Raw genomic sequence first — 25,199 nt, 5'->3', positions numbered from 1 at the left:
GTAGGTCGCCGCGGGCGCACCGCCGCGGGGCGGTCAGGCCCTCGCGGTCTCACCTGCGTCGTCGTCGTGCTCGCCGGGCTCGGACGGGGGCGGAACGACCTCGACGACGTCGATCACGACGACCGTCACGTTGTCGCGCCCGCCGTTTCCGAGCGCGGCGTCGACCAGCTGGGTGGCGGCCTTCTCGGCCTTCGGATTGGCGACGAGGAAGTGGCGGATGCCGTAGGACGTGAGCTCCTTCGTGAGCCCGTCGGAGCAGACGAGCAGCCGCATGCCCTCCTCGACGGCGATCGCCCGATAGTCGGGGATGGGCGCCTCGTGGAATCCGACCGCCCGCGTGATGACGTTCGAGTGCGGGTGCGTGTCGGCCTCTTCGCGCGTGATCTGCCCGGCATCGACGAGCTCCTGCACGATCGAGTGGTCGACCGTGAGCTGCTCGAGGACGCCGCCGACGAGGCGGTAGACCCGCGAGTCTCCGATGTTGAAGACGATCCATGCCGGTTCGCCCGAGATGAGCCCGAGGGCCGCGCCGGTCACCGTGGTCCCGCTGCCCTCGTCGGTGACGCCGGCGCCCCGCCCCATGTCCTGCACGGCGCGATGCAGCGACGCGTCGATCTCGGCCGTGCCGATGACCGGCTTGCCGCCGTGCTCGGCGAGCCGCGTCACGACGGCGGCGCTCGCGAAATCGCCCGCCGCATGTCCGCCCATGCCGTCCGCCACCGCGAAGACGGGTGCCTGCGCCACGTAGCTGTCCTCATTGACCTCGCGCCGCAGGCCGGTGTCGGTGATCGCGGCCCACGCGAGGGTGATCTCGGTGCCGTCGGGCAGCGCGATCCGATGGCGCGCGTTGCCGTTGCCTATCTGCGTCACGTGTTCGGCCTGTCTCGCGTGGGGTGATCGACTCCGGGGGGTGGGAGGATCTCGACGATCGTATCGTCTCCGAGATCGAGGCTCATGCCCGGCACGACGACGATCGACTCGCCCGCACGCAATCGCCGGGGCGCGCGCGGCCCGATCACGGTCGTGCCGTTCGTCGAGCGCAGGTCGCTCGCGACCAGACGTGCGCCCTCGACCCTGAGCTCGAGGTGGGTCGACGAGACGATCCTGCCCGGCGAGTCGACGGCGATGAGCCGGGGCACGCCGTGGACGCCCGGGATCCTCGGGGCACCGGGCCTCCGGCCGATGAGCACCGAGCCCTGCGGCACGAACGGGTCTCCCCCGGCCACGCGCACCTGCGGGAGCGCGGGGGCCGGGAGCTCCGGGGCCGACGCCGCGATCGTGCCATCCGGTCCCGTGCCGCCGTCCTCGGCGTCGATGGCCGCCGCGCTCGCGCTGTAGACCGTGTCCGCGTCGGCCGAGGCGACGGCGCGCTGCCATTCGACGGCGGACGCTCGCAGCCTCGCCCGCGCGTGCGCGACGACCGTGCCACCCGTGACGGGTTCGAGCACGGATGCGGCGCCGGTGAGTCGAACGGCCGACACGTCGTGGAACTCCGCGAGATGCCAGGGCTTGATGCCTCGCCCGTCGAATCGTCGACTGCCGCCGGGCGACTCGAGGTCGACGACCGCTCCCCCGCGCACGACGGCGGTCACGGATCCGGGGTCGTCGCCCATCCACCACACGAGCGCGAAATCCTGCTCGTCGTCATCGAGCCGCGCCGGGATCGCAGCCACGAGCGACTCGAGCGCCAGCCCGTGGTCGGCGGCGACACCGGCGAGCGCCGCGAGGACGTCATCGGCTGCGGGGGCGGCGAGCACGACGACGAAGCGCTCGCCGACGATGGCGTCCCAGGCTGCGGCGCCCGGGATCGCGTGGCTCGACACCGTCCCTCGTGGCATGTCGTCCAGTCTTCCACCGACCGGACCGCGCCGCGCGACGCGCATCCACCAGCCGAGGCCGCGGCGCACGCCCGAGATGGACCTCGATCACCAGCCAGCACCATGGAATCAGTCGTGAATCGCTCGAGAATCGACGGAATCACTTGCCAGAGGCATCCTTCACTGTCACAATCGAGCCATGACGAACGCAGGTCGTTCCAACGGGCATCGACCCGTGCAGCTCGACGAGGTGTCGAAGGCGATCATCGAGCAGCTGCAGGCCGATGGCCGTCGGTCGTACGCCGACATCGGCAAGGCGGTCGGACTGTCGGAGGCGGCCGTGCGCCAGCGCGTGCAACGACTCACCGAGTCGGGGGTGATGCAGATTGTCGCGGTCACCGACCCCATGCAGCTCGGCTTCACCCGGCAGGCGATGATCGGCATCCGCGCGTCCGGCGACACCCGCGTCCTGGCCGAACAGCTGGGCGAGATCCCCGAGATCGACTACGTCGTGCTCACCGCGGGCAGCTTCGACCTGCTCGCCGAGGTGGTGTGCGAGAACGACGAGGAACTCATCACCCTGCTCAACACGCGCATCCGCAGCCTCGACGGCGTGAACGCGACCGAGACGTTCGTCTACCTCAAGCTCCAGAAGCAGTTCTACAACTGGGGCACTCGCTAAGAAGGGAAGAACATGACCGACACGGTCTACGACAACGCTGCACTGCAGCAACAGGCGAAGGACCATCTCTGGATGCACTTCGCCCGGCAGTCCACGATGGAGACCTCGGGCGTGCCGATCATCACCCGCGGCGAGGGCCACCGCGTCTTCGACATCAACGGCAAGAGCTACATCGACGGCCTCGCGGGACTCTTCGTGGTCAACGCCGGCCACGGCCGCAAGCGTCTCGCGCAGGCGGGCGCCAAGCAGGCGGAGGAGCTCGCGTTCTTCCCGATCTGGTCGTACGCGCACCCGAAGGCGATCGAGCTCGCCGACCGCCTCGCCGGCTACGCACCCGGCGACCTCAACCACGTGTTCTTCTCGACCGGCGGCGGCGAGGCGGTCGAGACCGCCTACAAGCTCGCGAAGAACTACTGGAAGCTCATGGGCAAGCCGAGCAAGTACAAGGTCATCTCGCGCGCCCTCGCGTACCACGGCACGCCGCAGGGCGCTCTCGCCGTGACCGGACTGCCGATCAAGGCGCCGTTCGAGCCGATCACCCCCGGTGGCCTGCGCGTGCCGAACACGAACTTCTACCGCGCCGCCGACATGGGCGCGCCGACCGAGAGCGAAGAGGCGTTCGGCATCTGGGCTGCCAACCGCATCGAGGAGCAGATCCTCATGGAGGACCCCGACACCGTCGCGGCCGTCTTCCTCGAGCCCGTGCAGAACTCCGGCGGGTGCTTCCCGCCGCCTGCCGGTTACTTCCAGCGCGTGCGCGAGATCTGCGACAAGTACGACGTGCTGCTCGTCTCGGACGAGGTCATCTGCGCCTTCGGCCGCATCGGCCACATGTTCGCCTGCGACGAGTACGGCTACGTGCCCGACATGATCACCTGCGCCAAGGCGATGACCTCGGGCTACGCCCCGATGGGCGCGACGATCATCAACGAGCGCATCTACGAGCCGTTCTCGAAGGGCGACACGACCTTCTACCACGGCTACACGTGGGCGGGTCACCCGGTCTCGGCCGCGGTCGCACTGGAGAACCTCGACATCTTCGAAGAGGAGCACCTCCTCGAGCACGTGCGGGAGAACTCGCCGTTGTTCCGCGCCGAGCTCGAGAAGCTCAGCGACCTGCCGATCGTCGGCGACGTGCGCGGTGCCGGCTACTTCTTCGCCGTCGAGCTCGTGAAGGACAAGGCCACGCGCGAGACCTTCAACGAGGACGAGTCCGAGCGGCTGCTCCGCGGCTTCCTCTCGACGGCGCTGTTCGACGCCGGCCTCTACTGCCGCGCCGACGACCGAGGCGATCCCGTGATCCAGCTCTCGCCGCCGCTCACGATCGGCGTGCCCGAGTTCCAGGAGATCGAGCAGATCCTCCGGAGCGTGCTGACCGAGGCGTCGAACCGCATCTGATCGCTGCCCCTTCGTGCGTCGAACCCGGTGGCGGGCTCCCGTGAGTCCGCCACCGGGTTCGTCGTCTTCGGCCGTCACGCCTCATCGAGTCGCGGGGGTCGAGTGAACGCCCAGTCCGGCAGCGCTCCCGTGCCGAGGTACTGTTCGAGCAGCCGAGCCATCGAGTAGTCGGGGTCCGCAGTGAGCACGGCGTCGAGCAGCGCACCGGCGGCCGATCCGCGCCCGAGCGCCCAGCAGAGCCATGCGGCGATGCAGAGCGGGCCGGAGCGATGGCTCGCCGGGGCGTCTGCGACGACCTCGCGCACGACGACGAGTGCGCGCTCGAGCCGCGCGCGATCCGGTTGCAGGCCGGTCCTGCCGAGCATGAGCCGCGAGAGGAACTCGCTGACCTCGAGCCCCGGGCCGTGCCCGGCGAACTCTCGGCGGATGAGCGCATCGACCGACTCGCCCTGGGCCTCTGCGCGTTCGGCGAGGTCGACGGCGTCGTCGTGCGCCGCGGCGCCGACGACGGGGCCGAAGGCGAACTGCAGCATCATCCCGTCGCGGAACACCGGTCGCGAAGCGAGGTGCAGGAACCACGCCCGCCGCAGCGCCGAGGACGCCCGCGGTGCGAGCAGCCGTTCGACGAGCTCGACGGGGTCGACGTCGTCGCCCAGCGCACGGAAGATCGTGTCGCCGGCGTCGGCTCGCTCGATCCGTCGCAGCTCGCGCGCGATCGCCGCGGCGCGGTGCTCGTCGGGTTCCGGCAGCCTCGCCGGCGCCCACGGCCCCTCGGCGAGCTCGTCGTGCGGATGGAGGCCGCGCGCCGGCACGACGTCGAGCTCCTCGAGCGGCCGCCCGCCGGACGGCAGCTCTGCGTCGAGGAAGGACCCCCAACCGTCGGCGGCACGGCAGAGCGCGTCGCGCACGCCGAAGCCGGCTTCCGCGGCGCGACGGCACAGCAGTTCGACGAGCCTCCGTTCGGGCGCGCCGCCGTGGTCGGCGAACCCCTCGTCGGTGTAGACGACCGGTGCGATCGCATCGACGCCCGGCATCCTGCACAGCGACGAGATGACGGCCGAGACGAGCGCAGTGCGATCGCGCGACCGGCGTGGCAGGTCGTGACGCAGGACGCCGAGGGTGCGGCGCCCCTCGAACGCGACGCACACGAGCGACTGCGCCGGCATGAAGCCTGCGAGCCTCGGCACGAGGGCGAGGAACTCTTGCGCCGAACCGGCGCGGATGATCGTGGTCATGGACCGAGACTGGCTGCCGTCGACCACTTGAGGCTCGCCGCGCAGGTTCGGTCGCCGCCCACGGAGGTGTGGAGGACGGGACGGCCACCCGTCCTCGACCGTCGCGGCCTCACTCGGGTGTTCCGCGATGTCTGAATTCCGCGAGCCGCCGTCAGCGGCCGCAGTTACGCTCGACGCATGACCAACGAGTACCTCATCCGCCTCGACAGCCCGATCGGCCGGCTCGAGGTCGTCGCCGACGATGCGGCCGTGACCGCGCTGACGATCGAACGAGACGGCGTCCTCCCCCGCGACGGCGAGCCCGAGCGCTCCAATCCCGTCCTCGAACACGCGAGGCGCGAGCTCGACGAGTACTTCGCCGGCACGCGCACCGAATTCGACGTGCCCGTCCGGTGGCACGGCACCCCGTTCCAGGAGTCGGTGTGGCGCGAGCTCTCGAGACTCGGCTGGGGCGAGGCGACCTCGTACGGATCGCTGGCCGCGGCCGTCGGCCGGCCCGGCGCGTCGCGTGCGATCGGTGGTGCGGTGGGGGCCAATCCGGTGCCGATCCTCGTCGGCTGCCATCGCGTGCTCGCGGCCGACGGCCGGATCACCGGCTACTCGGCCGGTGAGGGCATCCCGACCAAGCTCTGGCTGCTCGGGCACGAGCGCATCGGCTTCGCCGCGTGAGCGTCATCCCCCGCCCCGACGTCGTCGTCGGCGACGACGGTCGTGCCCGCTGCGCGTGGGGCGCGAGCGACCCCGAGTACCGCCGCTACCACGACGAGGAGTGGGGCACGCCGCAACACGATCCGGTACGGCTCTACGAGAAGGTCTGCCTCGAGGGATTCCAGGCCGGACTGTCGTGGATCACGATCCTGCGCCGCCGAGAGGCGTTCCGGGAGGTGTTCCACGGATTCGATCCCGCACGCGTGGCGGAGATGACCGACCACGATGTCGAGCGCCTGCTCGGGGACGCCCGCATCATCCGGCACCGCGGCAAGATCCGGGCGACGATCACGAACGCCCGCGCCACCCTCGCCCTCGATCGCTCCCTCGACGAGCTGCTCTGGGGGTTCGCACCGCCACCGCGAACGATCGCGCCGGCCTCGTTCGCCGAGGTCCCGGCGACGACGCCGGAGTCCATCGCCATGAGCCGAGAACTGCGCCGCCGCGGGTTCGCCTTCGTAGGCCCGACCACGATGTACGCGCTCATGCAGGCCGCGGGAATGGTCGACGATCACGTCGCCGGCTGCTTCAGGGCGAGGCATCACGGCGGCGCCTGACGGCCGCCGGGCCGGGCGCGCGGCACGCCCCTGAGATCCTTGACACCGTCGAATCCCGCAGGCTACGTTGAGCCCACTTCGGGGGACAGGCAACGACGCCCGGACCATCGATCCGAAGCCGCTCGCCGGCTGGGCGAGCGGAGACGCTCATCACAGAAGGAGCACTGCATGCGATTCACGAGAACGCTCGCGCTGGCCGCCACCGCGGCTGCCGCGCTCACTGTCGGCACGGTCATCCCGGCTGCCGGCGCAACCCCGCTCGATTCCGACGTCCCCTCCTACCAGGAGTTCGCGGCATCGACGTACCGAGACATCGACGGCGGCTACATCGTCAACGGAGACGAACTGATCTCGGGCCAGAGCGACCTGCGGTCGTTCTACGAGCAGCTCGTCGGACCCGAGACGCCGACCGACGGCCTCATCGTCAACACGGTCAACGGCGCCGACGACAAGTGGTCCGCTTCGCAGGTTGGCAACCTCACCTATTGCGTCAGCACGAAGTTCGGCACTCGTCACGCCGACGTCGTCAGTGCGATGGCGAGCGGCGCCGCCCTTTGGGAGTCCGCGTCGTCGAAGATCGACTTCGTCCACGTGAGCAGCGCCGACAGCCAGTGCACGACGCGCAACAAGTCGGTCCTGTTCTCGGTCGAGCCGGTGCAGACCTCGCAGTACATCGCTCGCGCCTTCTTCCCGAGCTCGCCCGACCGACAGCAGAACGTGCTCATCGACGACTCGATCTGGAGCTCGGGCGCTTGGACGCCGACCAACATCCTCGGCCACGAGCTCGGACACACCCTCGGCTTCCGGCACGAGCACACGCGCCCCGAATCGGGCACGTGCTTCGAAGACAACAACTGGCGTCCGCTGACGCCGTACGACTCGGCGTCGATCATGCACTACCCGCAGTGCAACGGCTCGTCCGACGACCTGTCCATGACGAGCAGCGACCGCGCGGGCGTCGTCGCACTCTACGGCAACTGAGACACCGCTTCTGAGGTCTCCCGTCTGAGTCCGCTGGGTCCGGTCGTGTTCGACCGGACCCAGCGGTCAGCTCGAGGCGATGCGCAACGGGCCCGCCCCGGTCTTCCTCCTCGTGCACGGTGCGCGGTGGCGGGCCACAGGGCGCGGCTGCACGCGTCGGTGGTGCAGGAAGCCGTCGCACTCGCGAGATGGCGGACCCGGGATCGCGAGACGGCGATTCAGGCGACGAGTTCTACCTCGCGCGGCTGGGTCGCCCCGCGGTCTTCGCCGAGCCGCATCGAGAACCCCTCGACCTCTGCCCAGTCGATCAGGTCGTCGACGGTGGCGAGCTCGGGGCGCCGAGCGAGCACGGCCCGCGTGAAGCGCCCCTTCGCCTGCTTGTTGAAGTGGTTGAGGGCGCGCTTGCGGCCGGCGCCGTCGATCGAGACGACGCGCACGTACACGCTGTCCCGGCGGGCGGGCGCCGGGCCGAGCTCCGCATAGCCCTCCGACCGGAGGTCGATGATCAGACCGGGTTCGCGCTCCAGCACGCCGGCGAGGTGATCGCGCCAGAACGACTTGAGGCGCACGCCGGGCACTCGCGAGTCGTGCGAGAGCCGATATGCGGGAATCGGGTCGAGCGCACCGACGAGGCCGAAGAGTGCGGAATGCACGATGACCGTGCGAGCGGCGAACTCGCGAGCCGCGTCGTCGAGCGTCGGCGCGTCGAGGGCGTCGAAGAGCACGCCGGTGTAGCGGTCGATCGCGGGCATCGTCGGGGCCGTGGCGAGCTCGCGGTTGCGCGCGACCTCGGCGGCTTGGCGCGGTCCGAGCTTGAGCGCCCGCATCGTCGCGTCGTGGTCGGCCGCGAGGTCGACGAGAGCGCTGGTCAGCTGCTCCCGCGGCTCTCGGAGGCCGTCGAAGGAGAGCGCGTCGAGCGACAATGGCGCACCGGGACCGCCGTCGCGCTTCGTCTCGGACGGCGGGAGAAGCAGCAGCACTACGAACCGATGAACGCGAGTGCGGCTTCGACGTTCGTGCCCAGCGATTCGATGCTGTCGATGGTGACGCGCGGAAGCGCCGACGACGGGCCGGTCCAGGCGGCGTAGCCCTCGAGGCTCTGCTCGACGGCTCGCCAGGTGGTCTCCTCGAGGTGCGGCAGGCCGCGCTCGCGCTTCTCGAGCCTCGAGCGGTGCAGCGCCTCGTCGGAGCAGACGACCTCGATCACCCGGAGCCGGGCGTCGGTGCGGGCTGCGAGGTCCCGCCACTGCAGTCGCGCCGCCTCCGCGGCGTTCACCGCGTCGACGATGACGGTTCGGCCGGAGGCGAGCTCCTTCTCGGCGATCTCCTCGGCGACCAGGTACGCGGCGAGGCCGGTGGGCTGGTCGGCGTCGATCCCGGCCTTCAGAATGGCCGACTCGATCGGGTCGACCGACACGACCGTGGCGCCGAGGCGGGCGCCGACGATCTGGGCGATCGTCGACTTGCCCGCACCCGGCAGCCCGGCCATGACGATGAGCTGGGTGACGCTCAGGTCACCGAACTGACGGTCGAACGGTTGCTCCCCCGGCATCCGCTCCCCCTCAGGCGAGTTCGGCGCGGGACGCGACGACCTGCACCTGATCGGACTGGACTGAGAGGAATCCGTCTTCCGCCGAGGCGGTGATCTTCTCGCCGCCCGGCAGGGTGACGCGCACCTCGCCGCTCGCGAGGATCGCGAGCATCGGCTCGTGCCCCGGGAGGATGCCGATCTCGCCTTCGACGGTCTTGGCGACCACCATGGCCGCCTCGCCCGACCACACTTCGCGGTCGGCCGAGACGACGCTCACGTTGAGGGCGGCCATGCTCAGCCGTTCTCCTTCTGGATCTGCGCCCACTTCTCTTCAACGTCGGAGATCGGGCCGACGTTGAAGAACGCCTGCTCGGCGACGTGGTCGAAGTCGCCCCGGGCGATCGCGTCGAACGACTCGATGGTGTCCTTCAGCGGGACCGTCGAACCCTCGACACCCGTGAACTTCTTCGCCATGTAGGTGTTCTGCGAGAGGAACTGCTGGATCCGGCGCGCGCGGGCCACGGTGATCTTGTCTTCCTCGGAGAGCTCGTCGACACCGAGGATGGCGATGATCTCCTGCAGTTCCTTGTTCTTCTGGAGGATCTGCTTGACCGTGGTCGCGACGCGGTAGTGGTCGGCGCCCAGGTAGCGCGGGTCCATGATGCGCGACGTCGACGTCAGCGGGTCGATCGCGGGGTACAGACCCTTCGACGCGATCTCACGCGAGAGCTCGGTCGTGGCGTCGAGGTGGGCGAACGTGGTCGCCGGGGCCGGGTCGGTGTAGTCGTCGGCCGGGACGTAGATCGCCTGCAGCGAGGTGATCGAGTGGCCGCGCGTCGAGGTGATGCGCTCCTGCAGGATGCCCATCTCGTCGGCGAGGTTCGGCTGGTAGCCCACAGCGGAGGGCATGCGGCCGAGCAGCGTCGACACCTCGGAGCCCGCCTGGGTGAAGCGGAAGATGTTGTCGATGAAGAGCAGCACGTCCTGCTTCTGCACGTCGCGGAAGTACTCGGCCATGGTGAGGGCCGAGAGGGCGACGCGCAGACGCGTCCCGGGCGGCTCGTCCATCTGGCCGAAGACGAGGGCGGTCTTGTCGAAGACGCCCGCCTCCTCCATCTCGTGGATGAGGTCGTTGCCCTCACGGGTGCGCTCGCCGACGCCGGCGAACACCGACACGCCGCCGTGGTCCTGCGCGACGCGCTGGATCATCTCCTGGATGAGGACGGTCTTGCCGACGCCCGCACCGCCGAAGAGGCCGATCTTTCCACCCTGCACGTACGGGGTGAGGAGGTCGATCGACTTGATGCCGGTCTCGAAGAGCTGCGTCTTCGACTCGAGCTGGTCGAAGGCCGGGGGCTTGCGGTGGATCGGCCAGCGCTCGGTGACCTCGATGGTCTCGCCGGGCTCGAGGTTCAGCACCTCGCCCATGACGTTGAAGACCTTGCCCTTGGTGACGTCGCCGACGGGCACCGAGATGGGGGCGCCGGTGTCGCGAACCTCCTGGCCGCGGACCAGGCCGTCGGTCGGCTTGAGGGCGATCGCACGCACGACGTCGTCGCCCAGGTGCTGCGCGACCTCGAGGTTCAGGGTCGTGGTCGTGCCGCCGATGGTGACGTCGGTCTGGAGGGCGTTGTAGATCTCGGGGATCGAGTCGTGCGGGAACTCGATGTCGACGACGGGGCCCGTCACGCGGGCGATGCGGCCGACGGCGACGGCCTGGTCGGCGACCATGTCGATGGTGTCAGTCATTTCTGCTCACTCTTTCTGGATTGCTACTTGGCGGCGACGAGCGCGTCCGCGCCGCCCACGATCTCGGAGATCTGCTGCGTGATCTCGGCCTGGCGGGCATTGTTCGCCAGGCGGGTGTAGTCGGTGATGAGCTTGTCGGCGTTGTCGGACGCCGACTTCATCGCCTTCTGCGTGGCCGCGTGCTTGGCGGCGGCCGACTGCAGCAGGGCATTGAAGATGCGGCTCTCGATGTACACCGGCAACAGGCCGTCGAGCACGGTCTCGACGTCGGGCTCGAACTCGTACAGCGGCTGCACCGTGGCATCGGGCTCTTCGACGCCTTCGACGACCTCGAGCGGCAGGAGACGCACGACCGTGGGGGTCTGCGTCATCATGCTGACGAAGGTGTTGTAGACGACGTGGATCTCGTCGACGCCGCCGTCGGAGGCGTCGCGCAGGAACGACTCGAGCACCGCGTCCGCGATCTCCTTGGCCAGCTCGAACTCGGGGCTCTCGCTCGATCCGACCCAGTCCTGCTCGAACTCGCGGTGCCGGAACTGGAAGTACCCGACCGCCTTGCGCCCGACGAGGAAGTACACGACCTCCTTGCCCTGCGAGCGGAGGAGCTCGGCGAGCTCCTCCGCTTCGCGAAGCACCTGCGAGTTGAACGCACCGGCGAGGCCGCGGTCGCTCGTGAGGATCACGATCGCCGCACGCTCGATCTTCTCGGGCTCGGTCGTCAGCACGTGGTCGACGTTCGAGTACGTCGCCACGGCCGAGACGGCACGGGTGATCGCCCGCGAGTACGGCGTCGAAGCCGCCACCCTCGCCTGCGCCTTCTGGATGCGCGAGGCGGCGATGAGCTCCATCGCCTTGGTGATCTTCTTCGTCGTCTGGGCAGACTTGATCTTCTGCCGGTAGACCCGAAGTTGCGCTCCCATGTCTCTCCTGTATCCCTACGTCAGCGGTTCAGATCGTCCGATCGCCTCAGCGGCGACCCTTGACGATCTTCTCCTGGTTGACGTCTTCGGCGGCGATGGCCTCGAACTGCTCCGAGCCGACCGAGGCGAGCGGCTTGCCCTCGCCGGTCTGGAACTCGCCCTTGAAGGTCGAGACCGACGACTCGAGCTTCGAGATGGTCTCGTCCTCGAGCTTGTTCGTCGAGCGGAGCACGTCGAGCACGTCGGTGTTGCGGCGCAGGTAGTCGAGGAACTCGGCCTCGAAGCGGAGGATGTCCTCGACCGGAACCTCGTCGAGGTGGCCCTTCGTGCCGGCCCAGATCGAGACGACCTGGTCTTCGACGGGGTACGGCGAGTACTGCGGCTGCTTGAGCAGCTCGGTCAGGCGCGCGCCGCGGGCGAGCTGGCGACGGCTCGCCGCGTCGAGGTCGGAGGCGAACATCGCGAAGGCCTCGAGCGAGCGGTACTGGGCGAGCTCGAGCTTCAGCGTGCCCGAGACCGACTTGATCGACTTGACCTGCGCGTCGCCACCGACTCGCGAGACCGAGATGCCGACGTCGACGGCCGGGCGCTGGTTCGCGTTGAAGAGGTCGGACTGGAGGAAGATCTGGCCGTCGGTGATCGAGATCACGTTCGTCGGGATGTACGCCGAGACGTCGTTCGCCTTGGTCTCGATGATCGGGAGGCCCGTCATCGAGCCGGCGCCGAGCTCGTCGGAGAGCTTGGCGCAACGCTCGAGGAGACGCGAGTGCAGGTAGAAGACGTCACCGGGGTACGCCTCACGGCCCGGCGGGCGGCGGAGGAGGAGCGACACGGCGCGGTACGCCTCGGCCTGCTTCGACAGGTCGTCGAAGATGATGAGGACGTGCTTCGAGTCGTACATCCAGTGCTGGCCGATGGCCGAGCCGGTGTACGGCGCGAGGTACTTGAAGCCCGCCGGGTCGGAGGCCGGGGCGGCGACGATGGTGGTGTACTCCATCGCGCCGGCGTCTTCGAGGGCGCCCTTCACCGAGGCGATGGTCGAGCCCTTCTGGCCGATCGCGACGTAGATGCAGCGGACCTGCTTCGACGGGTCGCCCGACTCCCAGTTCGCCTTCTGGTTGATGATCGTGTCGATCGCGATCGCGGTCTTGCCGGTCTGGCGGTCGCCGATGATGAGCTGGCGCTGGCCGCGGCCGACCGGAATCATCGCGTCGATGGCCTTGATGCCGGTCTGGAGCGGCTCGTGCACCGACTTGCGCTGCATGACGCCGGGCGCCTGCAGCTCGAGGGCGCGGCGGCCCTCGATGCCGGTGATCTCGCCGAGACCGTCGATCGGGTTGCCGAGCGGGTCGACGACGCGGCCGAGGTAGCCCTCGCCCACGGGCACCGAGAGGACCTCGCCGGTGCGGGTCACCTCCATGCCCTCTTCGATGCCGGTGAACTCGCCGAGCACGACAACGCCGATCTCGTCCTCTTCGAGGTTGAGCGCGAGGCCGAGCGTGCCGTCGGCGAAGCGCACGAGCTCGTTCGCCATGACCGACGGGAGACCGCCCACGTGCGCGATGCCGTCGGCGGCGTCGGTGACGTACCCGACCTCGGTCTTCTGCGCCTGGCCCGGCTCGTACGACGAGACGAACTCCGAGAGAGCCGAACGGATCTCGTCGGGGCTGATGGAGAGTTCTGCCATTGCCATTTCCTTTTCTGGGCCGGGCCGTGTGGGCGCCGGTTTCAGCTTCTCTGTGTGGCGGCGCTGCACGCCGGTCGTGGTTTCAACCGGCGTCAGCCGGCAAGCTTCTGCCTCAGCGAGCCGAGGCGGCTGGCGACGCTGCCGTCGATGACGTCGTCGCCGATCTGGATGCGGACTCCGCCGATGAGGGCGGGGTCGACGATCGTGTCGAATCGGATGGGGCGCCCGGCCTGGGCGGCGAGGCCCTGCTCGAGGCGACCGAGCTGCTCGGCCGAGAGCGGGACGGCGGTCGTGACGGTCGCCACGTCGAACCCGCGCTGGTCGGCCACGACGGATGCCGCGTGCCTGAGCGCCTCGCCGATGCGACGGCCACGGGGCTGCTCGACGAGATGGCGCACGATCGCGACGGTCTGCGGCGCGGCCTTGCCGTCGAGCAGCCGGTTGACGAGCCGCGTCTTCGCCTCGGGCGCGCTGAGCTTCGAACCGAGCGCGAGCTCGAGCTCGGAGTCGGACGCGACCGTACGGTCGAACGCGAAGAGCTCGGCGTCGATGTCGACGCCCTTCGCGGCAGAGTCGGCCGCGACGCGGTAGCCGAGGTCTTCGACGCCCGCGAGGAAGTCGTCGCCCGATGACCAGCGGCGCGTCGCCGCGGTCACGAGCAGTGCGACCGACTCGGCCGGAAGCTGCGATCCGAACACGCGCTCGACGAGCGCGCGCTTCTGGGCGACGTCGGCTTCGGCGTCGGTGAGCGCCGTGCGCAGCTGCGCGGACGAACCGATCACCCGGCCGGCGGCGAGAAGGCCCTCGGCGACCGGAAGTTCGGCCCGGCCGAGCTCGGCGAGCGCAGCCCGCGACCCGGCCAGGGCCTCTCTCGTAGCGCTACCCATGGATTACTTCTTCCCTCCGGCGGCCGCCTCGGAGGCCTCCAGGTCGGCGAGGAAGCGATCGACGACCGCGGTCGCCTTCGCGTCGTCGGAGAGCGACTCGCCGATGACGCCCGACGCGAGGTCGATCGCCAGCGTGCCCACCTCGGAGCGGAGCGAGACGAGCGCGCTCTGGCGCTCGGCCTCGATCTGCGCCTGGGCGCTCGCGGTGACGCGAGCGGCTTCGGCGACGGCGGTGTCCTTCGCCTCGGCGACGATCTTCTTGCCGTCTTCGCGGGCCGTCTCGCGGATGCGTCCGGCCTCGGTGCGCGCGTCGGCGAGCTGGGCGGTGTACTCCTCGAGGGCCGCCTCGGCCTTGCGCTGGGCCTCGTCGGCCTTCGCGATGTTGCCTTCGATCGCCTCAGCACGCTCGTCGAGCAGCTTCTGGACGCGCGGAAGCACGTACTTCCAGAAGAAGAGGAGGAGGATGACGAAGATGACCCCCGACCAGACGAGGTCGTAGACCTCGGGGATCAGCGGGTTGCGCGTCGTACTCTCCTCCGCGGCGCTCACTACAGAGTGAAGCATGTGTTGACTCCTCGCGGGGCTGGAGGGTTTACGGGAACGGGATGAAGGCGACGGCGATGCCGACGAAGGCGAGCGCCTCGGTGAAGGCGATACCGATCCACATCAGGACCTGCAGGCGGCCGGCGAGCTCGGGCTGGCGAGCGACGCCCTCGATCGTCTTGCCGACGACGATGCCCACGCCGATGGCCGGGCCGATGGCTGCGAGGCCGTAACCGACCGAGGCGATGTGTCCGTTGATCTCCGCGAGAACGGTCGTTGCGTCCACGTTGTTTACCTTTCGTTGTGGTGGAGTTGTGGGCGGGGATGCCCGAGTCGTGCGATCAGTGCTCTTCGGCGACGGCCAGCTGGATGTAGACCGCCGTCAGCACGGTGAAGACGTACGCCTGGAGCACCGCGACGAGGATCTCGAACACCGTGAAGGCGAACCCGAAGGCGAAGGTGCCGACGCCCATGAGCTTGAACCAGCCGGGCGCCGAGAACAGGAAGAACCAGGTCGCCGAGAAGCAGAGCACGAGCAGCATGTGGCCGACGAGCATGTTCATCAGGAGTCGGAGCGTCAGCGTCACCGGTCGGATGATGAACGTCGAGATGAACTCGATCGGGGTGACGATGAAGTACACCGGCCACGGCACGCCCGCGGGGAACAGCGCGTTCTTGAAGAAGTTCGCGGGACTCTTCTTGACGCCCGCGTAGATGAACGTGACGTACGAGATCGCCGCGAGCACGAACGGCACGCCGATGACCGAGGTGCCCGCGATGTTCAGGCCGGGGAAGATGCCCGTCAGGTTCATGAACAGGATCATGAAGAACATCGTCGTGAGGATCGGCAGGAACCGCTTGCCGTCCTTCTTGCCGAGCAGATCGTCGGAGATGTTCACGCGGACGAGGTCGAGGCCCATCTCCACGAGGCTCTGGAAGCGCCCGGGCACGACCCGCATGCGGCGGGTGCCGAGCCAGAAGATCACGAGCAGCGCGATGATCGCGATGATGCGGACCATCATGACCCGGTTGATCGCGAACGGCGTGCCCTCGAAGAGGAAGATTTCGGGGAAGAACTCGTCGAGACTGGGCCCGTGGAATCCGCCTTCGTCGGCGGCGGTCAGAACCAGCTGGTTCAGAGCGTGTGCTAGCAGGGCTCTCTCCTGTTTCGGGGCGTGGAGCAGGGGCTCTCGCGACGACGAACATCGGAAACGGATTTCGCACAGGCCTGAGCAGGGCGAAAACCGTGGGGGATCGCCATTACTCTAGCAAGACTTCTACGAGCAGACGAATTCGGAATCGAAGCTTATTCGTCCTCGGGCGCCTTCGGCAGTTCGACGTCGCTCGCGTACGGCAGTCGCGACTTCGCGACGACGAGCACGTCGACCACGAGCGAGGCGATGACGCCCGCCACGAGGCTCAGGAACACGACCATCGGGTCGAGCCATGAGGCGCCTCGCAGGACGAACACGAGCACGATGAAGAGGACGAACTTGAGCAACCATCCGCCGAGCACGATTCCGAAGAAGATGCCGACGAATAGGTCGCTCCCGGCGAACCGGTTCGCCACGAGGATGCTGCCCGCGGTGATGCCCATGAACACGACCGCCATGAGCGTGCCGATGAGACCACCCCAGAGGCCGGGCATGCCGGCGAAGACGTAGCCGAGCACGGCGCTCACGACGAGGATCACCGCCGCGAGCACTCCACCCCACGCGAGTGCGCGCTTCAGCACGGGGTTCGAGGTGGGGGTTCGGTCGGCGGGTTCGGGCCGGGCGTCGGTCATCATGCTCCAGTCGAGGGGTCGCCCGATTCTACCGAGGACGAACCTGCGAGTTCGTCGATCGGGGCGTCGGGCCCGGTAGCGGCGGGCCCAGCGGGCGTCGCCGTCGACGGGCGCTCCTCGGCGGCGACCGTCAGCCGCTTGCGCCGCCCGAGCGGGGCGAGCGTGATGATCGTGCACGCGAGGAAGCCCACGCCGAGGAACACGAACGCCCACCACGTGCTGAGGTGGAAGTAGACGGGCAGCACGTACGTCAGGAGGCATCCGACCGAGGCGACCGCCGTCCAGCCGTACAGGATGAGCACCGCGTTGAGGTGGGAGTGCCCCATGTCGAGCAGCCGGTGGTGGAGGTGCTTCCGGTCGGCCGCGAACGGCGACTTGCCCGCGCGCAGGCGCCGGATGACGGCCATGCCGAAATCGAGCAACGGGATGATCAGCACCACGAACGGCAGGATGATCGGCATGAACGCGGCGAACAGCTCGCTGAAGCCGACGCCGACCGGGTTGATCTGGCCGGTCACCGCGATCGCCGAGGTCGCCATGAGCAGGCCGATGAGGAGGGCCCCCGCGTCGCCCATGAAGAGCTTCGCGGGGTGCCAGTTGAGCGGCAGGAACCCGGCGCACGCCCCCACGACGACGACCGCGAGCAGCGACGCGAGGTTGAAGTAGTTGAGGGGCGACGTCTGCTGCACGAGCAGGTAGGTGTAGAGGAAGAACACGCCGTTCGCGATGAGCGAGACGCCTGCGACGAGCCCGTCGAGGCCGTCGATGAAGTTGACCGCGTTCATCACGAGCACGATCGTGAACACGGTGAGCGTCGCACTGACCCACGACGGGATGAGCGTGATGCCGGCGATCGGCAGCGACACGATGGACACGCCCTGCCAGGCGATCAGCCCGGCGGCGATGAACTGCCCGGCGAGCTTCGTCGTCCAGTCGAGGTCCCAGATGTCGTCGGCGACGCCGATGAGCACGATGAGCAGCGCCGCGCCGAGGATCGCGAGCATCTGCGCGGGGTTCTGGAAGATGATCGCGACGTTCGCGAACCGCTGGATGCCGAGCGTCGAGATGAACGCCGCCGCGCCGATCGCCACGAGCACGCCGACGAACATCGCGACGCCGCCGAGCCGGGGCGTCGGACGGGTGTGCACGTCGCGCTCGCGGATCTTCGGGTACAGCCGGTACTTGAGGCTCAGCTTCCAGACGAGGATCGAGCCGCCGAACGTGACGAGCGCGGCGAGCAGCGCGAGGGTGAGGAACAGGGTCATGAGACGGCGGCGTCCGCGTCGTCGGCGGGCGCGGAACCCTCGGCGGGCGCGGCACCGTCAGCGGGCGCGCCACCGTCAACGGGCGCGGATGCCTCGTCCGCGAGCTGCTCGGACGCCTCGGGCTCGTCGTCGGCGGGCTCGAGCAGCTCCTCCCCCACGACCGCGGCGATGCGCTCGCGCGACACGACGCCCGCGCGCACGATGCGCAGCACGCCGCCCGACTCGGTGAGCCCGGTGGCGTCGACGATCGTCGACGACGTGTCGCCCGGCCGGTCGCCGATGGCCTCGTAGCCGGTGCCGGCCTCGCCCCCGTCGAGATAGACGGCGACCGATTCGCCGAGCATCTCGACCGCGGCCCCGGCGGTGGTCGCCGACGGCATGCCCGAGAGGTTGGCCGACGAGACCGCGAGCGGACCGGTCTCGGAGAGGAGCTCGAGGGCGATCGGGTTCGCGGGCATGCGCAGCGCGACGGTGCCGCGGGTCTCGCCGAGGTCCCACTGGAGCGACGGCTGGGCGCGGAGGATGACGGTGAGCCCGCCCGGCCAGAACTCGGCGACCAGGTCGCGCACGGCGGGCGGCACCTCGGTCGCCAGTGCGTCGAGGGTCGGCAGTCCGGGGATGAGCACGGGCGGCGGCGACGTGCGCTCGCGGCCCTTGGCCTCGAGCAGGCGCGCGACCGCTTTCGCGTTGAACGCGTCGGCGGCGACGCCGTACACCGTGTCGGTCGGCAGCACGACGAGTTCGCCGCGCCCGATCGCGCCCCGCGCGAGTCGCATGCCGGTGAGCAGCTGGGAGTCGACCGAGCAGTCGTAGGTGGCAGTCATGACCTGCCCGATTCTAGACCAGCGCCGGGCCACGATCGGATGCCTCGGGCCGCACGGGCCCGAGGCATCCGACGCGACGCCGCGCCGCTCAGCGGCGGCCGGACTTGCGGCGGAACAGCCACGCTCCCCAGGCCGCGGCGATCGCGATGATCGCGGCGCACCAGCCGACCGCCCACCACGCGGAATCGCCGACCGGCGTGCCCATGAGCAGGGCGCGGATCGTCTCGATGACCGGGGTGATCGGCTGGTTCTCGGCGACCCACTGGAGCCACTCGGGCATCGTGTCGACCGGCACGAACGCGCTCGACACGTACGGCAGGAACAGCAGGATGAAGCCGTAGCCGCTCGCCGCCTCCGGTGACGGTGCGGCGAGCCCGATCGCGGCGAAGAGGTACGTGATCGTGAGGATGTACAGCGCGACCATGCCGAAGGCGGCGAGCCATTCGAGCGGGGTCGCCGACGGCCGGAACCCGACGAGCAGGGCCACGCCGATCACGATCGCCGTGGCGATGAGGTTTCGCACGAGGCTCACGGCGACGTGGCCCGTGAGCACCGCGCCGCTGCGCAGCGGCATCGTGCGGAACCGGTCGATGATGCCCGTCGACATGTCTCGCGAGACGGAGATCGCGGTCGTGGAGGCGCCGAATCCCGCGCACAGCAGGATGATGCCGGGAACGACGTAGTCGACGTACCCGCCCGACGGGTCGATCGCGTTGCCGAAGATGTAGGTGAACATCAGCATGAGCATCGTCGGCAGCAGGACGGCCATCATCATGGTGTCGACGTCGCGGACGGTGTGGATGAAGCTGCGGGTGATGAACACCCGCTCGGCGGTGAAGCCGCGCACGCGCGGACGATGTGCGACGGCGTCGGGCCCGGCGGCGGCACGGGGTGCGGTGAGCGTGGTCATGTCGGGCTCCGTTCAGTTCGTGGCGATGAGTTCGGGGGCGGATGCCTCGGCCGCCGCCGCCGGACGATCGGCCGTGATGGCGAGGAACACGTCGTCGAGGCTCGGCCGGCGGATGGTCACCTGGACGCCGTCGGCCCCGGCGAGGGCGGCCCGGTCGAGCTCGTCGATGGCGGCCCGCAGGCCGTGCACGCTGCCGTCGGTGGGCAGTTCGCGGAGCAGCACGCCGTCGGCGTCGCGCAGCTCGACCACATCGCCGCCGACCCGCGACTTGAGCTCGTCGGCCGTGCCCTCGGCGGCGATGCGTCCGCGGTCGAGCACGGCGATGCGATCGGCCAGCCGGTCGGCCTCCTCCAGGTACTGCGTCGTGAGGAAGATGGTCGTACCCGCGTCGGCGAGCGAGCGGATGACGGCCCAGAGCTCCTGGCGGCTGCGGGTGTCGAGACCGGTCGTCGGCTCGTCGAGGAAGAGCACCGGCACCTGCACGACGAGGCTCAGGGCGAGGTCGAGGCGGCGACGCATGCCGCCGGAGTAGGTGGCGACCCGGCGGTCGGCGGCCTGCTCGAGGTCGAAGCGCGCGATGAGCTCGGTCGCGCGGAGCCGGGCGTCGCGCCGGGCGAGCCCCGAGAGCCGGCCCATCATCACGAGGTTCTCGCGCGCCGTGAGCACCTCGTCGACGGCGGCCGCCTGGCCCGTCAGGGCGATGCACTGCTGCACCGCGGCCGGCTCGCGCAGCAGATCGCGACCCATGACCGCGGCGGTGCCGGAGTCGGGCGCCACGAGGGTCGTGAGGATGTTGATGGTCGTCGTCTTGCCGGCGCCGTTCGGCCCGAGCAGCGCGAAGACGCTGCCGGCGGGGACCGCGAGGTCGAGGCCCGCGAGCACCTCGGTGCGGCCGAAGGCCTTGCGCAGGCCCCGCGCTTCGATGGCGAGTTGCATGTCGTGCTCCTGTCGGTCGGGATTCGCACCACTGTTGCGTATGGCGCAAACTGTTTATGTCATGCACTGTTGTTTAAGTAATACACAGTTCTAGACTGAGGTCAACCCGAAGCCGGCCCGAGCCGGCCGACGCCGACCGACTGGAGCCGAATGAGCGACGAGCGAGCCGACCCCGAACTCCCCCGCGGCGTCGCCCTGGCCTGGGGCGTCGCCGCCCACCCGCAGCGCGGCCCGAAGCGCGAGCTCTCGATCGAGCGCATCGTCGACGCCGCGATCGAGATCGCGGATGCCGAGGGCATCGGGGCGGTGTCGATGAGCCGGGTCGCCGCGTCGCTCGGATTCACCACGATGTCGCTCTACCGGTACGTGACGAGCAAGGACGACCTGATCCTGCTGATGCAGGAGGGCGCCGTCGAGCCGCCCGTGCCGGACGAGCACGTCGAGCGCGCCTGGCGCGATGGCGTGACCGCGTGGGTGCTCGCCATGCGCGCCGCCTACCGCGAGCACCCGTGGCTCGTCGACATCCCGATCTCGGGAGCCCCAATCACGCCGAACAGCCTGCTCATCGTGGACTGGTTCCTGCGCGAGGTCCGCGACCTCCCGCTCAGCGACGGCGAGAAGATGTCGGCCCTGCTGCTGCTCACGAGCTACGCCCGCGCGACCAGTGCGCAGGACCGCGACCTCCGGGCCGCCGCGGAGGCGGCCGCAGACCCGCGCGAGGTCACCGGCGAGAGCGCCTTCGCCGCACTCTCGGAGCTCGTGACCCCTGAGCGATTCCCGTACCTGAGCCCGCTCCTCGCCGCCGGCGGGTACGTCGCCGAGCCCGGCACCCACCCCGGCGAGACGGACGAGGACTTCTCGTTCGGGCTCCTCCGCATCCTCGACGGCATCGAGCACCACGTCGACCACCAGGGCGGCACGACCGCCCCCGCCGAACCCGAGCCGCTTCCCGAGCTCCCACCGCAGCTCGACCTGCCCCGCGACCAGCGCGTGCGCGACGCCGCGAAGGCCAGGCGCGAGGCCGAGAAGTCGGTGCGCGAGGCGCAGAAGGCGCTCCGTGAGGCGCAGAAGCGCGAGCGCGAGGCGATCAAGCACGCCCTCGAGCGCGAGAAGGCCGCGCGCGAGAAGGCCGAACGGGCGAAGTAGCTCAGCGCAGGGCGGTCGTCGCCCGGTCGCGCCCCGTCAGGTCCCGGTGGTGGGCGATCGCGCGCCATCCGTCGGCGGCGAGGATCGCGGCGATGTCGGCCGACTGCGCCTCGCCGTGCTCGATCACGAGCACGCCGCCCGGCCGGAGCAGCGCGAGCGCGCGCTGCGAGAGCACCCGCACGACGTCGAGCCCGTCGGCCCCGCCGTAGAGCGCGGCCTCGGGGTCGTGGAGGCGCACCTCGGGATCGCGCGGGATCGCGCCGAGCGGGATGTACGGCGGATTCGACGCGACGACCGAGACCCGGCCGTCGAGCTCGGGCAGCGCGTCGGCGAGGTCGCCGAAGACGAGCTCGAGGTTCGGCGCCCCCACTTCCTCGACGTTGCGGCGCGTCCACACGTACGCCTCGGGCGACTTCTCGACCGCCCAGACCCGCGCGTGCGGCACCTCGGTCGCGAGCGCGAGCGCGATGGCGCCCGATCCCGTGCCGAGGTCGACGCCGATCGGCTCTGGCTCGGCCGCCGCCCGCAGCGCGTCGATCGCGAGCTGCGCGACGCCCTCGGTCTCCGGCCGCGGCACGAACACGCCGGGGCCGACCGAGAGCTCGAGCGAACGGAACGCCGCCCGGCCGGTCAGGTGCTGCAGCGGCTCGCGCCGGGCACGCCGCGCGACGAGCGACGCGAGCGCCGAGGCATCCTCGGTCTCGATCGTGGCGCCGACGACGAGACGCGCCTGCACCCCGCCTCGGCTCAGCCCGAGCACGTGCCCGATGAGGAGCTCCGCGTCGACGTCGGGGTCGGGCACGCCCGCCGAGGCGAGCGTCGCCGCGATCTCGTCGCGCACCTCGCGCAGCGACCGGCCTGGCTGTTCAACGGGTGCATCCACGCAATGGAATGTAACGCACGCCCACGGCCCCGGCCGCGCCCATAGGCTGGGCACGCTCGCACCGCCCCTCGAGAAAGGCCCGACCATGGCTCAGATCTACGACAACATCACGCAGGCGTTCGGCCGCACGCCGCTCGTCCGACTGAACCGCCTCACCGAGGGCGCCGGTGCGACCGTGCTCGCGAAGCTCGAGTTCTACAATCCCTCCGCGAGCGTCAAGGACCGCCTGGGCGTGGGCATCGTCGACGCCGCCGAGGCATCGGGCGAGCTGAAGCCCGGCGGCACCATCGTCGAGGGCACGAGCGGCAACACGGGCATCGCCCTCGCCGCGATCGGCGCGGCGCGGGGCTACAAGGTCATCCTCGCGATGCCCGAGACCATGTCGAAGGAGCGCAAGTCGCTGCTCAAGGCGTACGGCGCCGAGCTCGTGCTCACCCCGGGCTCCGAGGGCATGAAGGGCGCCGTCGCGAAGGCCGAGGAGCTCGCCGCCTCGACCCCCGGCGCGATCCTCGCCCGCCAGTTCGAGAACCAGGCCAACGTCGAGATCCACCGCCGCACGACGGCCGAGGAGGTCTGGGACGACACCGACGGCGGCGTCGACATCTTCGTCGCGGGCATCGGCACCGGCGGCACCATCTCGGGCGTCGGCCAGGTGCTCAAGGAGCGGAAGCCCGAGGTGCAGGTCGTCGCGGTCGAGCCGGCCGAGTCGCCCATCCTCAACGGCGGCCAGCCCGGCCCGCACAAGATCCAGGGCATCGGCGCGAACTTCGTACCCGACGTGCTCGACCGCACCGTCTACGACGAGGTGCTCGACGTCAACATCGACCAGGCCGTCGCGACCGCGCGCCGGCTCGGTCAGGAGGAGGGCATCCTCGGCGGCATCTCGTCGGGTGCGACGGTGTACGCCGCCCTCGAGCTCGCCAAGCGTCCCGAGAACGCCGGCAAGACCATCGTCGTGATCGTCGCGAGCTACGGCGAGCGGTATCTCTCGACCGTCCTGTACGAGGGTCTGCTTGACTGATCGCGTGACGATCCGCTCGCGCCTGAAGGAAGACCTCAAGACCGCCCGTGCCCACGACCCCGCGGCACGGAGCGGCCTCGAGGTCTTCCTCGTGTACTCGGGCCTGCACGCCATCTGGACATACCGGCTCACCCATCGCATGTGGGTCGCCGGCTGGCGGTTCCCAGCCCGGCTCATCTCGCAGTTCGCCCGATTCCTGACGGGCATCGAGATCCACCCCGGCGCGACCATCGGGCGCCGGTTCTTCATCGACCACGGAATGGGCGTCGTCATCGGCGAGACCGCCGTCGTCGGCGACGACGTGATGCTCTACCACGGCGTCACCCTCGGCGGGAAGGCGCCCAGGCACACCCCGCCGGGCACCAAGCGCCACCCGACCCTCGAGGAGGGCGTCACCGTGGGGGCCGGGGCGAAGATCCTCGGCGACATCACGATCGGCGCGTGGAGCGCCGTCGGCGCGAACGCCGTGGTGACCCGCGGCGCTCCCCCGCACTCGCTCGTCGTCGGCGTGCCCGCGACCGTGCGCCCGCTCTCGCACGCGACGGCCGACGCGGCGCGCGGCGTGCACGACTGGCACATCTGATCGCAGACGACGGATGCCTCGGGGCCGGCCCCGAGGCATCCGTCGTCGTTCGATCGCGCCGGCGCGCCTACTCGGTGCCGAGATCGGCGAGCCTGGCCTCCTCGTCGGCGTGGATCGCCGACTCGATGAGCGGGTCGAGCGCGCCGTTCATGACCTGGTCGAGGTTGTACGCCTTGTAGCCGGTGCGGTGGTCGGCGATGCGGTTCTCGGGGAAGTTGTACGTGCGGATGCGCTCGGACCGGTCCATCGACCGGATCTGCGACTTGCGCGCGTCGGAGGCCGCCGCGGCGAGCTCCTCCTGCTGGCGCGCCAGCAGGCGGGCCCGCAGCACGCGCATCGCCGCCTCGCGGTTCTGCAGCTGCGACTTCTCGTTCTGCATCGACACGACGATGCCCGTCGGCAGGTGGGTGATGCGCACCGCCGAGTCGGTCGTGTTGACCGACTGGCCGCCGGGCCCGCTCGAGCGGTACACGTCGATCTTGAGGTCGTTCTGGTTGATGTCGACCTCTTCGGGCTCGTCGACCTCGGGGAAGACGAGCACGCCCGTCGTGGAGGTGTGGATACGGCCCTGGGTCTCGGTGACGGGCACCCGCTGCACGCGGTGCACGCCGCCCTCGTACTTGAGATGCGCCCAGACGCCCTGCGCCGGATCGGTCGCGTTCGACTTGATCGCGACCTGCACGTCCTTGTACCCGCCGAGGTCGGACTCGTTGCGCTCGAGGAGCTCGGTCTTCCACCCCTTCGACTGCGCGTACTGGATGTACATGCGCAGGAGGTCGGCCGCGAAGAGGGCGCTCTCCGCGCCCCCCTCGCCGCCCTTGATCTCCATGATGACGTCACGCCCGTCGTCGGGGTCGCGCGGGATCAGCAGGCGCCTGAGCTTCTCCTGCGCCTGCGCGAGCCCCTCCTCGAGGGCGGGCACCTCTTCTGCGAAGGCGTCGTCCTCCTTGGCGAGCTCGCGCGCCGCGTCGAGGTCGTCCTGCGCCTCGTGCCACGCCCGGTTCGCCGCGACGATCCGGCTCAGCTCGGCGTAGCGCCGGTTGACCTTCTTCGCACGCGCGGCGTCGGCGTGCAGCGCCGGGTCGGCGAGCTCCTCCTGGAGCTGCGCGTGCTCATCGAGCAGCGGCTGAACCGATTCGAACACCTCGGC

Annotated in this window: 28 protein-coding genes; 8 read left to right on the top strand and 20 right to left on the bottom strand. The window is 69.9% G+C overall.

Features of this window, described 5'->3' with window-relative positions; translation table 11 throughout:
* Window positions 1-33 precede the first annotated feature (33 nt).
* Both PX701_RS14235 and PX701_RS14230 read right to left on the bottom strand, forming a co-directional pair.
* On the bottom strand, window positions 34-870 hold the full coding sequence (locus PX701_RS14235; protein ID WP_231431465.1) for a PP2C family protein-serine/threonine phosphatase: 837 nt from the start codon (window positions 868-870) through the stop codon (window positions 34-36).
* On the bottom strand, window positions 867-1,838 hold the full coding sequence (locus tag PX701_RS14230; RefSeq protein WP_231431466.1) for an FHA domain-containing protein: 972 nt from the start codon (window positions 1,836-1,838) through the stop codon (window positions 867-869). Before PX701_RS14230 ends, PX701_RS14235 begins: the two co-directional genes overlap by 4 nt.
* Before the next feature lie 178 nt (window positions 1,839-2,016).
* Here PX701_RS14230 and PX701_RS14225 point away from each other — a divergent pair, with 178 nt between their 5' ends.
* Together PX701_RS14225 and PX701_RS14220 are read left to right on the top strand one after the other, a co-directional pair.
* On the top strand, window positions 2,017-2,499 hold the full coding sequence (locus tag PX701_RS14225; RefSeq protein WP_231431467.1) for an Lrp/AsnC family transcriptional regulator: 483 nt from the start codon (window positions 2,017-2,019) through the stop codon (window positions 2,497-2,499).
* 12 nt (window positions 2,500-2,511) lie between these two features.
* Entirely contained in the window at window positions 2,512-3,897 is a 1,386-nt protein-coding gene (locus tag PX701_RS14220; RefSeq protein WP_231431468.1) for an aspartate aminotransferase family protein, read from the top strand.
* A gap of 74 nt (window positions 3,898-3,971) precedes the next feature.
* Here PX701_RS14220 and PX701_RS14215 read toward each other — a convergent pair whose 3' ends face one another.
* Complete coding sequence (locus PX701_RS14215; RefSeq protein WP_275506663.1) at window positions 3,972-5,132, bottom strand: DUF4192 family protein; 1,161 nt, start codon at window positions 5,130-5,132, stop codon at window positions 3,972-3,974.
* Window positions 5,133-5,309: 177 nt separating this feature from the next.
* On the opposite strand from PX701_RS14215, the gene PX701_RS14210 reads away from it, so the two are divergent.
* From PX701_RS14210 to PX701_RS14200, 3 genes are all read left to right on the top strand, one after another.
* Complete coding sequence (locus PX701_RS14210) at window positions 5,310-5,801, top strand: methylated-DNA--[protein]-cysteine S-methyltransferase (RefSeq protein WP_231431470.1); 492 nt, start codon at window positions 5,310-5,312, stop codon at window positions 5,799-5,801.
* A gap of 5 nt (window positions 5,802-5,806) precedes the next feature.
* Window positions 5,807-6,397: a DNA-3-methyladenine glycosylase I gene (locus tag PX701_RS14205; RefSeq protein WP_231432361.1), complete on the top strand. Its 591-nt coding sequence runs from the start codon at window positions 5,807-5,809 to the stop codon at window positions 6,395-6,397.
* 168 nt (window positions 6,398-6,565) lie between these two features.
* On the top strand, window positions 6,566-7,378 hold the full coding sequence (locus tag PX701_RS14200) for a M57 family metalloprotease (RefSeq protein WP_275506662.1): 813 nt from the start codon (window positions 6,566-6,568) through the stop codon (window positions 7,376-7,378).
* Between the two features lie 218 nt (window positions 7,379-7,596).
* On the opposite strand, the gene PX701_RS14195 is transcribed toward PX701_RS14200, so the two are convergent.
* From PX701_RS14195 to PX701_RS14125, 15 genes are all read right to left on the bottom strand, one after another.
* Window positions 7,597-8,358 (bottom strand): YaaA family protein, encoded by a 762-nt coding sequence (locus PX701_RS14195; protein WP_275506661.1) that lies wholly within the window; start codon window positions 8,356-8,358, stop codon window positions 7,597-7,599.
* Window positions 8,358-8,930: a P-loop nucleotide/nucleoside kinase family protein gene (locus PX701_RS14190; RefSeq protein WP_231431473.1), complete on the bottom strand. Its 573-nt coding sequence runs from the start codon at window positions 8,928-8,930 to the stop codon at window positions 8,358-8,360. The genes PX701_RS14195 and PX701_RS14190 overlap by 1 nt, the downstream gene beginning before the upstream one ends.
* Before the next feature lie 10 nt (window positions 8,931-8,940).
* A complete protein-coding gene (locus PX701_RS14185) occupies window positions 8,941-9,201 on the bottom strand; it encodes a F0F1 ATP synthase subunit epsilon (protein ID WP_231431474.1) in 261 nt (86 codons plus the stop codon).
* Window positions 9,202-9,203: 2 nt separating this feature from the next.
* Window positions 9,204-10,658, bottom strand: coding sequence for a F0F1 ATP synthase subunit beta (gene atpD / locus PX701_RS14180; protein ID WP_231431475.1), 1,455 nt, complete (start codon window positions 10,656-10,658; stop codon window positions 9,204-9,206).
* A 23-nt stretch (window positions 10,659-10,681) separates the two neighbouring features.
* Complete coding sequence (locus PX701_RS14175) at window positions 10,682-11,578, bottom strand: F0F1 ATP synthase subunit gamma (protein ID WP_231431476.1); 897 nt, start codon at window positions 11,576-11,578, stop codon at window positions 10,682-10,684.
* 46 nt (window positions 11,579-11,624) lie between these two features.
* Window positions 11,625-13,265: a F0F1 ATP synthase subunit alpha gene (gene atpA, locus PX701_RS14170; protein WP_231431477.1), complete on the bottom strand. Its 1,641-nt coding sequence runs from the start codon at window positions 13,263-13,265 to the stop codon at window positions 11,625-11,627.
* A 92-nt stretch (window positions 13,266-13,357) separates the two neighbouring features.
* Window positions 13,358-14,152 carry a F0F1 ATP synthase subunit delta gene (locus tag PX701_RS14165; RefSeq protein ID WP_231431478.1) on the bottom strand — a complete coding sequence of 265 codons (795 nt, stop codon included), beginning with the start codon at window positions 14,150-14,152 and terminating at the stop codon, window positions 13,358-13,360.
* A gap of 3 nt (window positions 14,153-14,155) precedes the next feature.
* On the bottom strand, window positions 14,156-14,716 hold the full coding sequence (locus PX701_RS14160) for a F0F1 ATP synthase subunit B (RefSeq protein WP_231431479.1): 561 nt from the start codon (window positions 14,714-14,716) through the stop codon (window positions 14,156-14,158).
* A 28-nt stretch (window positions 14,717-14,744) separates the two neighbouring features.
* Window positions 14,745-14,981, bottom strand: coding sequence for an ATP synthase F0 subunit C (atpE, locus tag PX701_RS14155; RefSeq protein ID WP_231431480.1), 237 nt, complete (start codon window positions 14,979-14,981; stop codon window positions 14,745-14,747).
* Window positions 14,982-15,036: 55 nt separating this feature from the next.
* Entirely contained in the window at window positions 15,037-15,834 is a 798-nt protein-coding gene (atpB, locus tag PX701_RS14150; RefSeq protein ID WP_231432362.1) for a F0F1 ATP synthase subunit A, read from the bottom strand.
* A 167-nt stretch (window positions 15,835-16,001) separates the two neighbouring features.
* Entirely contained in the window at window positions 16,002-16,481 is a 480-nt protein-coding gene (locus PX701_RS14145; protein ID WP_231431481.1) for a Cg1360 family ATP-synthase-associated protein, read from the bottom strand.
* The gene (locus PX701_RS14140; RefSeq protein ID WP_231431482.1) at window positions 16,481-17,746 is read right to left on the bottom strand and encodes an MraY family glycosyltransferase; all 1,266 of its coding nucleotides are present in this window, start codon (window positions 17,744-17,746) and stop codon (window positions 16,481-16,483) included. Before PX701_RS14140 ends, PX701_RS14145 begins: the two co-directional genes overlap by 1 nt.
* Window positions 17,743-18,570 carry an L-threonylcarbamoyladenylate synthase gene (locus tag PX701_RS14135; protein ID WP_275506660.1) on the bottom strand — a complete coding sequence of 276 codons (828 nt, stop codon included), beginning with the start codon at window positions 18,568-18,570 and terminating at the stop codon, window positions 17,743-17,745. The genes PX701_RS14140 and PX701_RS14135 overlap by 4 nt, the downstream gene beginning before the upstream one ends.
* 88 nt (window positions 18,571-18,658) lie before the next feature.
* A complete protein-coding gene (locus tag PX701_RS14130) occupies window positions 18,659-19,480 on the bottom strand; it encodes an ABC transporter permease (RefSeq protein WP_275506659.1) in 822 nt (273 codons plus the stop codon).
* A gap of 12 nt (window positions 19,481-19,492) precedes the next feature.
* On the bottom strand, window positions 19,493-20,416 hold the full coding sequence (locus PX701_RS14125) for an ATP-binding cassette domain-containing protein (protein ID WP_231431485.1): 924 nt from the start codon (window positions 20,414-20,416) through the stop codon (window positions 19,493-19,495).
* Window positions 20,417-20,566: 150 nt separating this feature from the next.
* On the opposite strand from PX701_RS14125, the gene PX701_RS14120 reads away from it, so the two are divergent.
* Window positions 20,567-21,562, top strand: coding sequence for a TetR/AcrR family transcriptional regulator (locus PX701_RS14120; protein ID WP_231431486.1), 996 nt, complete (start codon window positions 20,567-20,569; stop codon window positions 21,560-21,562).
* A gap of 1 nt (window position 21,563) precedes the next feature.
* Here PX701_RS14120 and prmC read toward each other — a convergent pair whose 3' ends face one another.
* Window positions 21,564-22,445, bottom strand: coding sequence for a peptide chain release factor N(5)-glutamine methyltransferase (gene prmC, locus PX701_RS14115; protein WP_275506658.1), 882 nt, complete (start codon window positions 22,443-22,445; stop codon window positions 21,564-21,566).
* 85 nt (window positions 22,446-22,530) lie between these two features.
* Between prmC and cysK the strand changes: the two genes are divergently transcribed.
* Both cysK and epsC read left to right on the top strand, forming a co-directional pair.
* The gene (gene cysK / locus PX701_RS14110) at window positions 22,531-23,466 is read left to right on the top strand and encodes a cysteine synthase A (protein WP_231431488.1); all 936 of its coding nucleotides are present in this window, start codon (window positions 22,531-22,533) and stop codon (window positions 23,464-23,466) included.
* Between the two features lie 4 nt (window positions 23,467-23,470).
* Window positions 23,471-24,049, top strand: coding sequence for a serine O-acetyltransferase EpsC (gene epsC, locus PX701_RS14105; protein ID WP_231431489.1), 579 nt, complete (start codon window positions 23,471-23,473; stop codon window positions 24,047-24,049).
* Window positions 24,050-24,116: 67 nt separating this feature from the next.
* Here the strand turns inward: epsC and prfA are convergent, their stop codons facing one another.
* Window positions 24,117-25,193 carry a peptide chain release factor 1 gene (gene prfA, locus PX701_RS14100; protein ID WP_275506657.1) on the bottom strand — a complete coding sequence of 359 codons (1,077 nt, stop codon included), beginning with the start codon at window positions 25,191-25,193 and terminating at the stop codon, window positions 24,117-24,119.
* Window positions 25,194-25,199 lie beyond the last annotated feature (6 nt).

Origin of the sequence: Agromyces chromiiresistens, from assembly GCF_029167465.1 — a bacterium.
Taxonomy (GTDB): domain Bacteria; phylum Actinomycetota; class Actinomycetes; order Actinomycetales; family Microbacteriaceae; genus Agromyces; species Agromyces chromiiresistens.
The sequence above is the reverse complement of the archived record's forward strand: the minus strand, read 5'-3'. Positions and strand labels throughout refer to the sequence as shown.